Origin of the sequence: Listeria welshimeri serovar 6b str. SLCC5334, from assembly GCF_000060285.1 — a bacterium.
Classification (GTDB): domain Bacteria; phylum Bacillota; class Bacilli; order Lactobacillales; family Listeriaceae; genus Listeria; species Listeria welshimeri.
On the sequence record NC_008555.1, the window covers coordinates 2,065,427 to 2,079,401 of the forward strand.

The window sequence follows — 13,975 nt, forward strand, 5'->3', positions numbered from 1 at the left end:
AATTATACTCCTTTTAAAGTAATGATTTCATTTGGTAAAACAGTAAATTGGCTTTCGGCATCTCCGCTTGTCTCTTCTAAAATAGTGGATTTTCTCCATGGATTAACCGTATTTAATAGTTTTGGCTCGCTTGATGTTTGATAAAAACGAATAATAGGCTGATTATCTTTTGCGAGTTTCCACGCAGAGAATACAAATCCATCTGCCGTTTTCCATTTTGCAAAGTCTTTTGTTTCTGGGAGCACTTTTTCTTTCTTTGATGTATGTTGTATCGCAAAAACTGGACTTAAGAGTGCGTTTACTTGTGCTGGAATAGCAGTGTTAGCAACATCCGGCTCATCTGTTAGGATTAAATGGAATTCTGCTGTGATTTCGCGATGGCATTCTGCTTCATATGCTGGGAAATCACCCCAATCTCCAATTTCTGAAACTGCGCGTAATAGTGTTAACTCGATACTGTCGCCTTGTTCGCTTACTTCATACTCTGGTAACCCAAGACTAGCAACTACCATGTTTCCGCTAGCAACAAAACCTTGTTTTCTATTATCTTTTGCTGGGTTCGTCCATTCTTTGACTTGTTTATTGGCACGAGTTACTACTTCAAAAACACTTCCCGCTTGATGCGTTTCTGTTTGCTTTCCAGTTGGTAAAATTACTCGCAAGCGATGATCATCTACACTGTTAACAAAGTTGATGCGGATATTTAATTGCTTATCCTGCTTATTCAAAGTTAATTCTGTCGTAATTCTAAATGTAGTGTGGTTTTCCGAACGATCAGATTTTCGGTCTGGATGCCACACTAGTCTGCGTTTTTCTTCGGCAAAAGCTTTACTTGCACTGACTGGGATTTCTATTTCATGTTTAATTTCTATTGTCTTACCAAGTTCATCTTCACGTAATACACGAATGAAAGGTGTTGAATCAAGTGTATTTAATCGTAAATTGTCTCCCGTTTCTTTAAACATATACTCATTACCAATGTCACCCGCATCCTCATATGCACCAACGCCTGCGATTTCAACAGCTGTCTGTTTATCCAAAATCGTATAAGTCCCGTTCGGCGCCACTTCAACTTTTAAATAACGATTCTCTAGTTGGAAGTCTTGTGCTATCTCCGTATTATTGTCTTCTAAATGAACTGGATACGCATAAATTGTTTCATAACCAACTGCTGGTAAATTTTCTACCACAAAAGTTAGTTTATATTTTCTAGCAAAATAAGAATCGCGGAATTTGCGCTCTGGTAAATTATAATTGAATCTAGTACCAAGAGATTCTACGATAACTGGAATTTCTTTACCGTCCTTCGTTTCTAAACGGAAACTTTGTTCAGGAAGTTTGGCAAGTTCATCTGGTATTAATTCAAAATGCATATCAGAAAAATGAATGGCATCTGTTTCAAGTTCTAATTCCACTGTTCTAGTTGCTTCCATACCACCTGCATGAAAAACAGTAATTGGAATACCTGCATCATTTGTTGCTATTTGCTCCGCTATTTTTTGCGCTGCGTTTTGGATAATAGCCATCGCCCTCTGTTCCACTTTTTCAAAACGAGCTTCCATTTCGCGGTGCACCTCATCCAAACTACATCCTGTAATACTGTCATGGATTTGGTTTTCCATGAGTAATTTCCAAGCAAAAGCTAAGTATTCATGTGGATAACTAACACCTGCTTCTGTTGCCATCACAGAAATCGGTTCAGCTAAGCGCTCTAGTAATCGTTCTATTTTCGCATTGGCTTGTTTTAAATAAATCCGAGATGAAGCTGTGTTAGCAAGTGTTGACCAACCATCTGATTGTTGGCTTGTTAACTCCCCATGTACTGTTTGTAGTTTTTCAGGCTTAAGCCCAGCCTTTACAGCATCTTGGTATTTTTCAAAATGACTGTGAATAAAATCGACATCTGGATAAAGTTCCCGAGCTACTTCAAGAGCTTCTGCTAAATCTATTTGTACAGGTTGATGATCGCAACCATTCATAAATAACCAATCATCCGTCGATGCAAATCTTTCCACATCTGCTAATTTCTTATCCCAAAAATCTTTTGCTTCTTCTTTATCTACTGGAATTTCATTACCATTGGAATACCAATTGGCTAGTAAGATCCCTAAAACTTTTGAACCATCTGGACTTTCCCAAAACATCTCAGAATATTTCGAGGCAAAAGCACTATCGAAAACTTGATTATTAAACCCAGTTGGATTAACACCTCGTCCGAAAACAACTGTATCAAAACCAGCTTGACGCATTAATTGTGGTACTTGACCATATAATCCAAACGTATCTGGAAAATAACCAATTTTTTCTACTTGACCAAATTCTTCTGCCATTTCTAATCCATATTGCAAATTACGAATATTTGCTTCGCCACTTGTCAAAAAAGCATCTTGCAACATATACCATGGCCCAATGCGTAATTTTCCTTCCGAAACCAATTGCTTCATTTTTTCTTTTTTGGCCGGTTTTACAGCCAAATAATCTTCTAACATGATCATTTGTCCGTCCATATGAAAGTGATTAAAACCATTTTCTTTATCAAGTAACGCTTCTACTTCATCCATAAGTGTAACAAGTCTAAATCTTAAACTTTCCAGTGGTAAAAACCATTCTCTATCCCAATGAGAATGCGAAATAATATGCGCTTTCTTTCTAGTCATTTTGACCCTCCAAATATCCTTTTTGTATTCGCTTTCAAGCTAAGTATAGTAAGGGCTAAAGCGAATTGCAATGCTACGCCTGAAACTACTATGAATAATCCATTTTCCCTTGATTTGTCCATTACAAGAAAGCGTAATCCTTACTGCTCTAGACATGGGTAATTTATCCCTTTCCAAATCTTTAAAAAAGCCAAATTGACTTCTTTTCTCGCTATGATATATTGAAACCGTTCCAGACAAAAAAATTACTACAAATAGAGAAAGGATATGAGAATACATATGTTTTTCACAAAAGACAAACTACGAGGTAGACTAGATGAAGTTGCGCTTTATCGTTATGAAAAAACTTATCCTATCAGTAAATTTCAAGCAGCAGAAGATACGGATGGAGAAATTGCTGCTCGACCAGCTAATGTTAGCTATCACACCGAACTAAATATTGGAGATAACTGGGCAGGCAGAGATCGTTATGTCTGGTTAAAAACAACCATTACTTTTCCAAAAGTAAAAACCAGTACACGCTTGATTGGCTACTTCGATTTTGGAAATACTGGTGACGGACATAACTCAGGTTTTGAATCCCTATTATTCGTGAACGGGGAACCATTCCAAGGTGTGGATCAAAATCACCGGGAAGTTCTTTTCCCAGATAGTTTTGCTGGAAAAACAACTGAACTAGTTTTTCGTTTATGGTCTGGCCTTGAGGGCGGAGGAAAGCCTTCGATTCAAACACATCAATTAAAAGAAGCATTTATTGGCTATTTAAATCTCGTGATTGATGACTTATATTTCACTAGTAAAGCAACCTTAAAAACACTCGATCAACTCGAAGAAAAAAATCCTATCCATGCACCACTTCTTCAAGCAATTAATCGTGCTTACCTTGCAATTGATTGGTCAACTCCTGGATCAGCGCAAAATCTTTCATCCATGGAAACAGCCAACCAAATCTTGCAAGCTGCGATTAAAGAAATGCCGAAAAACTTTCCTATCAAAGTAGCGGCAGTTGGACATACTCATATAGATGTAGCATGGTTATGGCGTTTAAAACATACTCGTGAAAAAGCAGCTCGCTCCTTTTCTACTGTGCTTCATTTAATGGAAGATTATCCGGAATATTTATTTTTACAGTCTCAGCCACAACTTTATGCTTATATGAAAGAAGACTATCCAGAAATTTACGCTAAAATTAAGGCTAAGATTAAAGATGGTAACTGGGAAGCTGATGGTGGAATGTGGCTTGAAGCTGACTGTAACATACCAAGCGGGGAATCTCTCGTTCGCCAAATGCTCTATGGCCAGAAGTTTTTACGTGAGGAGTTTGGTAAACCTTCAAGCTTTTTATGGCTACCAGATGTGTTCGGATATAGCTGGGCTTTACCACAGATTCTTCGTAAATCAGGTATTAAAACTTTTATGACAACTAAAATCAGTTGGAATCAATACAACAGAATGCCGCATGATACATTCAAGTGGCGCGGAATCGATGGGACCGAAATTCTGACCCACTTCATTACTGCACCAGAGAAAAACAGCCGTATTTCCACTTATAATGGTAAAATGACTGCCCGTGAACTTGTTGGTCTTTGGGATAAATATCAAGATAAAGAAGTGAATCAAGAACTATTACTTGCTTATGGATACGGGGATGGAGGAGGAGGCGTTAACCGAGAAATGCTAGAAATGCGGCGCCGATATGATGTAATGCCAGGAATTCCTGAAGTAAAACCAAAAAGCGCAACAAATTATTTCAATGACCTCCACCAAACAATCGAAAACACAGATCAATACGTTCATACTTGGAACGGGGAACTTTATTTTGAATATCACCGAGGCACCTATACAAGCCAAGCCTTTACAAAAAAAATGAACCGTAAAATAGAACTTGGTTTAAGAGATAGTGAATGGCTTTCTGTTTTAGCTAATTTAAAACAAGGAACAACTTACCCGACCGAAAAATTAGCAAGCATTTGGCAGATTTTGCTCCGTAATCAGTTTCATGATATTATTCCTGGTTCTTCCATAAAAGAAGTGTATGACGACGCGCTTATCGAATACACTGAAGCGCTGACAGAAACTAACACGCTTATTTCCAAGCAGTTAGCTAATTTAACTAAAACGGTTGATGAGAAAATAACCCTTTGGAATAGTTCTACGTGGTCTCGTTCACGTTATATCGAAATATCGCCCGAAAATCCAGCTGATAATTTAGCATTTTTTGATGAACAAAATAACCCACTTCCAGCGCAAAAATTAGCAAATGGCTCTTGGCTTATTCAACATTCCACCTTACCATCATTAGGAGCTTCAAGTATTTCAGTGAAAGAAACTAAAAATATTTTAAAACAATCATCCTTTGACTATAAAAATAACACTTTAGAAACACCATTTTATCAAATCACATGGAACGAAAACGGGCAATTCACCTCCATTTTTGACAAAAAAAATAACCGCCAAGTTTTAGCGGAAAATGCACGTGGAAATGTATTTCAATTATTTGAAGATAAACCTATGTGGCATGATGCTTGGGATATCGACCTTTTCTATCAAGAAAAACAAAAGGAAATCAAGGATTTAACTTCTTTTGAACTTGTCGATAACGGTCCATTAAAATTAACGCTTAAACAAGTACTGCATTCGGAAAAATCACAAATAACTCAGTGGATTCATTTTTATCATGATTGCCCTGAAATCAGATTCGAAACAGAGGTAGATTGGCGTGATCGTAATCAATTACTAAAAGTTGCCTTTCCTGTTTCAGTGCATGCAAGTGAAGCAAGTTATGATATCCAATTCGGAAATGTGAAACGACCAACCCACTGGAACACAAGCTGGGATTATGCGCGTTTTGAAACAGTTGGACATCAGTGGGCAGACCTTTCTGAGAAAAATTATGGTGTAAGCTTACTCAATGATTCTAAGTATGGTTATGATATTAAAGATTCCACCATTCGTTTAACCTTGCTCAAAGCTGCTGGTTATCCTGATCCAGAGGCCGATTTAGGCGTCCATAACTTCACTTATTCTCTTTTCCCACATCAAGGCGATTTCTTAGACGGAGAAACAGTACAAACAGCATGGGAATTAAATAATCCTATTTTCTCTTCAAAAGGAGAAATAGAACCGTTCTCTCTTTTCCAAGTGACTAATCCTTATGTGGTAATTGATAGTGTAAAACAAGCAGAGGACGCTAATGGCTTCATTGTTCGTTTACATGAATTTGCAGGCACACACGGTGAAGTGACATTAGATAGTGACTATCAGATTGCCTCTATAACAGAATGCAATCTACTTGAGGAAAATGAAACATCACTAAAAACGCCAACTTTTGCAATCTCTCCATTTGAAATTAAAACATATCGAATTCAACTAACATAAAAAAACGCGCAGCAGAACTTCTCCCTAAGAAGTTCGCTGCGTGTTTTATACGTTTAACGTGATCAGAATTAAAGTTTAGTAACTTTTTCTGCTTGTGGGCCACGTTGGCCTTCAACGATTTCAAATTCAACGCTTTGACCTTCGTCTAAAGTTTTGAATCCTTCACCTTCGATAGCGCTGAAGTGTACGAATACATCATCTCCGCCTTCTACTTCGATGAAACCGAAACCTTTTTCACTGTTAAACCATTTAACTGTACCTGTTTGCATATTTCACAAACCTCCAAAAAATTTTCTTAATATGTTTCTTTTACTAACGAAAAAGATGTTAACAACAAGCTAAGCATTTTTTCAATTACAAAATTCACATATTAGCAAAGATACTCACTCATATCAATATCCTTGCTAATGTGTAAATAAACTTCCTCAACAATTATATATTAACGCCAACGAACAAATAAATCAAGCGAAAAAGCCGCACGGTTACAAAATAGATTATTCAGTTTACTTTTTTAAAAACCCTGCTATAAGTTCATTCTTACAACAGGGTTTTCTATTAATCAATGATACTTTTATCTTTAATACGCCATTTCACAAGTAAGTTATGTAGCGGCTTACGAGCTAAGAAATAAACTCCTAGAGAGATAAAAACGGAAGCTGTACCAAGGAAGAATCCACCAAGGACGTCCGTTGGGAAATGCACACCGAGATAAACACGCGTATACATTACAAATAAAATGAAACCATAGCCGATAATTCCAATAACGATTTTTTGCCACATTTTTGGCACTGTAAAAATCAAGAACATCGCTGCAAGTCCATAAAAAACAGCTGTAGCAGTCGCGTGTCCACTAGGAAAACTAAAACCTGACTCACTAATTAACCAATTAACACTAGCTGGACGCGTACGACCAACCAAGCTTTTTAAAACAAGATTTAGGACCACTCCACAAACAAGCATCGTGCCACCAAACCAAAGACCAACAACAAATTTTCGTAAAAAGAATAGAATAAGTACGACCACAATAGTTAAAATGATAGTTGTTTCTGCACTACCTAAATTTGTCACTAACTTAACAATAGATGTTTTATCTGGCTGTATTCCTCCACGAATTTTTTCAATCCAACTTAGATCAAAACGCGCTACCCAGTTACTTTCTGTTGCTATAGCTGAGGCAATTGTAATAAATAAAACAAGACAAAATCCGCCAATAACGAATAACGGTGTTGCTTTTTTACGATTTGTATTCATGTTTAACTCCTTTTCATCCAGTTGTTTTTAAAAAATGTTTTACTTCTTGAACAAGTTCTTGATATTGCGCTTGTTCTACTGTCGCTTCATTTGTGAGCTCAGTAACTATATCATCATAACGAACAGAACCAGTACTAACGAATGTCGCATTACCAATTAGTTGTAACGAAATGTCGCCTGTTTCGTCTTTTTTCGCAGTTACTTGCACTCTACCACCATCATTATAAACATTGAGTGGTGTTTCCAAAGTATCCTGATCTAACATTTTTTTAATTAAACTACATGCCGACATTGCTGTTCCGCAAGCGTTCGTAAATCCAACACCGCGTTCAAAAGTCCGCACATAAATAGCATCTTCATTCAGGCGTTTCACAAAACTCACATTTACACCATCTGGAAAATAAGGGTTTTCGCTATTTAAAAAACTCGCTAATTTTTCTTGTTTATCGGAATCTAAGACGGTTTGATCTACAAATGTAATTAAATGGGGATTTGGAACAGAAACAGCTGAAAAAGCGAGCTCTTCGTCAAGTTCTGGAATAACTTGATTAAATAATTTTTCCACGCCTACATACATTGGTAAACTTTCTGGATTAAATTTAACCGGAGAAATTTCGACTTGATACGTTGGAATATCAAAACCAAGTGAAGTTGCTTTTCGAACATCTAGTATCGCTTTCATTGTTTCCACTTTTGCGTCTGTCAATGCGTGCTTTTCAAGTAAATAGCGGGCTACCGTTCTTAAGCCGTTACCACACATCGAAGCAATCGAACCATCTGAATTAACGACACGCATTTGACCAATCGCTCCCGCTTTATTGCTTTTTGCAACATATAAAATACCATCAGCCCCGCCTAGCGAATGACTTCTGTCGCAAAGTTTTATCGCAAAATCAGCTCGTTTTGTATCAGACCAAGCAGTAATATGATTTTCTTCTTCATCAACTAAGAAAAAATCATTTTGCGAACCATGTACTTTTGTAAAGTGAATTATTGCCATTACTTCAAGCAACCTCCTTTATTTGGAATTACGTCTATAATACCACATCTCAAATTAAAAAAGCTTGGGGAAACCTCCTTTTAGATGACTAGGATTTTCCCCAAGCGAGCATTAAGCTTCGTAGTGTTTTACAACAATATCAGCACAGCGACCACAAAGTGTTGGATGTTTTGGATCTACACCCACATCTTTTTTCACTACACGACAACGTTCGCATGTTTCGCCTTCTGCTACAGTAATTTGAACAGCTACTTGATTTGACTTAAATGCAGATTCTGGTGCATTTTCTAAACCTTCCACTAGTTCAAAGTCAGAAACGATAAACAGTTGTGCGAAATCGCCTTCTAATGAATCAAACAGTGTTTTCGCTTCTCCATCAACATACAAAGTTACTTTTGCAAGCATTGATTTACCAATTAGTTTTTCATTACGAGCGAATTCTAATGCTTTTTGCACATTATCACGAATTTGCATGAATGCGTCCCATTTCGCTGTAATTTCTTCGCTATCTGCTAATACTTTTACATCTGGTAAGTCTTGCAAGTGAATGCTTTCTGCTCCTTCACCAATTAAACTATTCCAAACTTCTTCTGTTGTATGCGGTAAAATTGGAGCAAGTAATTTAGTTAACGTAACAGCCGCTTCATAAAAGACTGTTTGCATTGCACGGCGATCGTTGCTATCAGCTGCTTCAATATAGACAACATCCTTGGCAAAGTCCATGTAAAATTGACTTAATTCTACTGTACAGAAATTGTTAATTTGGTGATAAATAGTAGAGAATTCAAAAGCTTCATAGCTATCCTTCACATTTTTCACTAAGTCATTTAATTTGATTAGCATATATTTGTCTACTTCACGTAAATTTTCATAAGAGACCGTGTTAGTAGTTGGGTTGAAATCATTAATATTCCCTAGTAAGAAACGCATAGTATTACGGATTTTACGGTACACTTCAGATACTTGTTTTAAGATTTCATCACTAACGCGAACATCAGCTTGATAATCAACAGAAGCAACCCAAAGACGAACAATATCCGCACCGAGTTGTTTAATTACTTTACCTGGAAGAAGCGTATTTCCGAGCGATTTACTCATTTTGCGACCTTCCCCGTCAAGTGCGAAACCATGGCTTAATACGTTACGGTAAGGAGCTTCACCAGTAATGGCAACAGCTGTCGTTAAAGATGAGTTAAACCAACCACGATATTGGTCAGAGCCTTCCATATACAAATCAGCTGGACGAGTTAATTCTGGGCGAGCATTCAGCACAGCTTGATGACTAGAACCAGAATCAAACCAAACATCCATAATATCCGTTTCTTTCGTAAATTCACCATTTGGGCTACCTGGATGTGTAAAACCATCTGGTAATAAATCTTTCACATCACGTTCAAACCAAACATTCGAACCATGTTCACGGAAAAGTTCCGAAATGTGGTTGATGGTTTCGTCTGTAATAATCGCTTCTCCATTTTCCGCGTAGAAAATTGGAAGTGGAACACCCCATGCACGTTGACGAGAAATCACCCAATCACCGCGGTCGCGTACCATATTGAATAGACGTGTTTCTCCCCATGCAGGAGTCCAGTTAACACCTTTGACAGCTTTGAGTAAGTCATCACGGAAAGCGTCAATGGAAGCAAACCACTGCGCTGTTGCACGGAAGATAACGGGTTTTTTTGTGCGCCAATCATGTGGATAGGAGTGAGTGATGAATTCCATTTTTAGTAGTGCGCCCACTTCTTCTAATTTTTCAGTAACCATTTTATTAGCAGTATCATAAAAGACACCTTCAAATCCTGGAGCTTCATCTGTGAATACACCACGATCATCTAGTGGAGCAAGAATTTCTAAATCGTATTTTTTCCCGATTAAAAAGTCATCTTCCCCATGTCCAGGAGCCGTATGAACTGCACCAGTACCTGCTTCTGCTGTAGCATGCTCACCGTTCATTACTAAGGAATCACGGTCATAGAATGGATGTTTCGTTACGATACGGTCAAGTTCAGAACCACGCACTGTTTTAACAACCGTCGCATCTTCAAAGCCTAGTTTTTCACGTAAATTTGGTAAAAGAGCTTCTGCTACAACATATTTTTCACCTGCGGATTCAATTACTACATAGTCTAAATCCGGATTAACAGTAATACCCATGTTTGCTGGGATTGTCCAAGGAGTCGTTGTCCAGATTACAATGTTTGTTCCTTCGTCTAATACGCCTTTGCCATCAGTAACTTTGAATGCAACAAAAATAGAGGCAGATTTTTTATCTTGGTATTCGATTTCTGCTTCTGCAAGTGCAGATTCACTAGAAGGAGACCAATAAACTGGTTTTTTTCCTTTGTAAATATAGCCTTTTTTCGCCATTTCCCCGAATACCTTGATTTGCTCTGCTTCATATTCTGGTAAAAGAGTGATATATGGGTTTTCCCAGTCACCGTTAATTCCAAGACGTTTGAAACCTGTACGCTGACCGTCTACTTGGGTCATCGCATATTCGGCACACAGTTTACGGAATTCAGCAATAGACATTTCTTTGCGTTTAACGCCTTTTTTCGCGATTGCTGTTTCAATTGGAAGGCCATGTGTATCCCATCCTGGCACATACGGAGAACTGAAACCAGCCATTGATTTATAACGAACAATAATATCTTTGATTGTTTTATTTAGCGCATGCCCCATATGAAGCTCTCCGTTTGCATAGGGAGGACCATCATGTAAAATATACGCCTTGCGTCCAGTATTTTTTTCTTGAATTTTCTCGTATAACTTTTCTTCTTCCCATTTCGCTTGCCATTCAGGTTCTTTATTCGGTAGATTTCCACGCATTGGAAAATCTGTTTTTGGCATTAATAACGTATCTTTATATTCCATATTCTCTTCTCCTTTAAATCTTTATTTTTAAACGCAAAAAAATCTCTCCCAAAAAGGGACGAGATTCGCGGTACCACCCTTGTTGACAGGCATCTAATCTGCTTGTCCACTTCATTATAGCCATAACGCTGGCTCGCGCTAACGCTTACTCAAGCAATTGCTTTTTCGGGTTAGAACTAAAGAGTGATTTCCATTCTTTAGAGGATAGCTGGTCTCGCACCGTTTACCAACTCGCTTTATATCCTTTATCTAAAAAATTTACTTGTCTCTAATAATCGTTTTTAACGTTCTTCAGATTCAGCTGCTTCGACTTCTTTGATAGATGCTAGTTCAGTTGCATCCACATCGTAAGCCATCATTTGCTGCCAATCTTCACTTTTAATTAAATCCATTTGCGCTTCTACTAGCATACGCAGGCGCTCACGGAATACTTTTGATTGACGTTTTAGGTCTTCAATTTCAATCGCAATTTTGCGAGCTTTAGAAAGAGAGTCACTTAAAATTCGGTCTGCATTTTTTTCTGCTTCACGAATAATTAGTTTGGCTTCTTTTTCAGCGGAAGCTTTCACTTCCTCAGCAGCAGTTTGTGCCACGATTAATGATTTGTTTAACGTTTCTTCAATGTTGGTAAAATGACCTAAACGTTCTTCACTATTATTTAAAGTGTCCTCAATACGCTTTTTCTCTTTAATAACTTGTTCATAATCTTTAATGATTTGATCGAGGAAGTCATTTACTTCGTCTTCGTCATAACCTCTAAAACCACGGGTAAACTCTTTGTTATGTATATCCAGCGGCGATAATGGCATATTTAGCACCTCCATACGACTATTTGTTTATAAATACCTAACATACATTCTACCATAGTTACTAGCTTTTTCCTACAATTTATATTGAAAAATGACTAGATTAAAAATCCGGCCTTATCAAGTGCATTAATCGCCTGTTCCAATTGTTCTTTCGTATCTGCTTCAATTGTATGTAAATGAGTCCCATCTGTTAAACCTGACAGCATGGTCGCTCCTGTAGTCTGCAATTTCCGTACAAATTTCTCTACGTCAAAACGGTTTTTTAAATGTAAGGAGGCAGTGATTTCGCCGTAGATAGGATGATCCACAATCACATCAATAACCGACACACCATAATCCACCAAAATATTCAGTTCTTCTGCCGCTTGTTCTTTTGTATGTTTAACGGCAATAACTCGTCTTTCCCCTGTATAGCTTGTTTCTTGAGCATAAATATAACCTTGCGGGGTAGCCATAATAGGCTCATTACCAGCTTTTAACAAAGAAATATCTTGAACAATTACTTGACGACTAACATTCGTTTTACTCGCTAGCTGGTTCCCAGAAATAGGCTTGTCGCTTTCTTTTAACCATTTTAAAATCAATTGCCTGCGTGTATCCCCTAATATTTTTTTCATCTTATCACCTTTTTCGTAGTAATTTATCGATTTCTTCTTTAAACATTATATCGCTAAAAGATGGTATTTATTCTCCAGAAGAAACATTAGCCAATCTACATAAAAACAATGATACCGTTTATGTTGTAAAGAATAGCATTATTTAGTTAAATAAACGAGCAGGAAAGCTATTTAACCTTGTTTTTTTATTTTAAGTAACCAATTTCCATACGAATTTTGTCTTTCTTCGTTCTGCCACCAGTTGATAGTACTTTTACACGACCATACCCACGGGCAGATAATACATCTTCTTCTTCACATTCAAAATCTGGATTTTCTACTGTTTTCCAGTTTACTTTAACCAGCCCTGCGGTAACTAATTGTTTCGCTTTTTGTCTAGAAATATGGTGCGCATTGCTAATAATGACGTCGAGTCGCATACTAGAAACCGTTAAACCCACTTCTTCCCAAACAACTGGTGCATAGACAGCATTCGTTAAGTCCGTTTCCTCTAACATCACATTTACTTTACCAATTTTTTCTAGCTGCAAGGTTAAATAATCCTTCATTGAACTTTCTACAAGTAACTGCCACTCGTTATCATTATTCAAAATATTGCCAAAAATATCGCGTTTCATTCCAAGTGACATCAATGTCCCAAGTATTTTTTGATGTGTAAGTGTCGTAAATTTCACCGGATAACGAATATGGAATAAAGCAATTTCAAAGTCTGCTTCAGTTGGTGTATAGTAATCAGGATAAATCAGTGCACGTCGACGTTCAGCATGCGCTACCCCACCAAAAAACTGGACATTGATCTCATCATAACCACCAATAACTGTTTCGGTAATGTAGCGTTGTCTTGGATCCAAGAAATCCGTCAGTTGTGGCGTATATTCATTTTCTACTTGCATCGTAATTCCTAAAATCTTATCAATAAATGCGTATTCTTCTGCGCGAAAATGCTGATAAATTCCATCCATCGTCGTTTCTCCCTTTCAATCTGTTCCGAGTCTTTAGCCCTATTATATCATGAAAGCAGCTGCTACTAGGCTAATCTTGCTTTTATTATTCAAAAAAAGCCACCCATTAAAAAACGGGTGTCCTTTTTAAAATAGCATTGGAATAACATATACTTGAATTAAACCAGTTAAAACTCTCATCGCATATTGGAAAATGATATATGCCACAAGGGACGAAATATCAAACATCCCAATCGGCGGAATAATTCTCCTAAAAGGTTCTAAAATCGGTTCAAAAATACGTGCTAAAAATTGACCGATTTTCGACTCTCTTGCGCCTGGAAACCAGCTCATCAAGAAATAAATAAACATTAGTGTTGGCAACCATCTAATTATGAATAAAACAATTTCCACCACTTGATATAAAATACTTTGCAATCTAGTT

General features: G+C 37.4%; 10 protein-coding genes and 1 other annotated feature. Of the genes, 1 reads left to right on the plus strand and 9 read right to left on the minus strand.

The annotated features are described in order from the left end of the window. Positions 1–2: 2 nt before the first annotated feature. Positions 3–2,657, minus strand: a complete 2,655-nt coding sequence (locus LWE_RS10345; RefSeq protein WP_011702799.1) for an alpha-mannosidase — start codon at positions 2,655–2,657, stop codon at positions 3–5. A 279-nt stretch (positions 2,658–2,936) separates the two neighbouring features. On the opposite strand from LWE_RS10345, the gene LWE_RS10350 reads away from it, so the two are divergent. Further along, a complete protein-coding gene (locus LWE_RS10350; protein ID WP_011702800.1) occupies positions 2,937–6,035 on the plus strand; it encodes an alpha-mannosidase in 3,099 nt (1,032 codons plus the stop codon). Between the two features lie 68 nt (positions 6,036–6,103). Here the strand turns inward: LWE_RS10350 and cspB are convergent, their stop codons facing one another. The 8 genes from cspB to LWE_RS10390 form a co-directional block, all read right to left on the minus strand. Next, positions 6,104–6,304 (minus strand): cold-shock protein CspB, encoded by a 201-nt coding sequence (gene cspB, locus LWE_RS10355; protein ID WP_003723180.1) that lies wholly within the window; start codon positions 6,302–6,304, stop codon positions 6,104–6,106. 286 nt (positions 6,305–6,590) lie between these two features. Further along, complete coding sequence (locus LWE_RS10360) at positions 6,591–7,286, minus strand: phosphatase PAP2 family protein (RefSeq protein ID WP_011702801.1); 696 nt, start codon at positions 7,284–7,286, stop codon at positions 6,591–6,593. Between the two features lie 13 nt (positions 7,287–7,299). Continuing rightward, positions 7,300–8,286, minus strand: coding sequence for a diaminopimelate epimerase (dapF, locus tag LWE_RS10365; RefSeq protein ID WP_011702802.1), 987 nt, complete (start codon positions 8,284–8,286; stop codon positions 7,300–7,302). Between the two features lie 111 nt (positions 8,287–8,397). Then, a complete protein-coding gene (gene ileS / locus LWE_RS10370; RefSeq protein ID WP_011702803.1) occupies positions 8,398–11,163 on the minus strand; it encodes an isoleucine--tRNA ligase in 2,766 nt (921 codons plus the stop codon). Positions 11,164–11,214: 51 nt separating this feature from the next. Then, positions 11,215–11,448: a binding site (T-box leader), on the minus strand. Beyond that, positions 11,445–11,972 (minus strand): septum site-determining protein DivIVA, encoded by a 528-nt coding sequence (divIVA, locus tag LWE_RS10375; RefSeq protein ID WP_003725769.1) that lies wholly within the window; start codon positions 11,970–11,972, stop codon positions 11,445–11,447. It overlaps the preceding feature by 4 nt. A 95-nt stretch (positions 11,973–12,067) precedes the next feature. After that, positions 12,068–12,589, minus strand: a complete 522-nt coding sequence (locus tag LWE_RS10380; protein WP_011702804.1) for a transcription repressor NadR — start codon at positions 12,587–12,589, stop codon at positions 12,068–12,070. A gap of 185 nt (positions 12,590–12,774) precedes the next feature. After that, positions 12,775–13,551: a YlmH family RNA-binding protein gene (locus LWE_RS10385; RefSeq protein ID WP_011702805.1), complete on the minus strand. Its 777-nt coding sequence runs from the start codon at positions 13,549–13,551 to the stop codon at positions 12,775–12,777. A gap of 126 nt (positions 13,552–13,677) precedes the next feature. Then, positions 13,678–13,968: a YggT family protein gene (locus tag LWE_RS10390; RefSeq protein WP_011702806.1), complete on the minus strand. Its 291-nt coding sequence runs from the start codon at positions 13,966–13,968 to the stop codon at positions 13,678–13,680. Positions 13,969–13,975 lie beyond the last annotated feature (7 nt).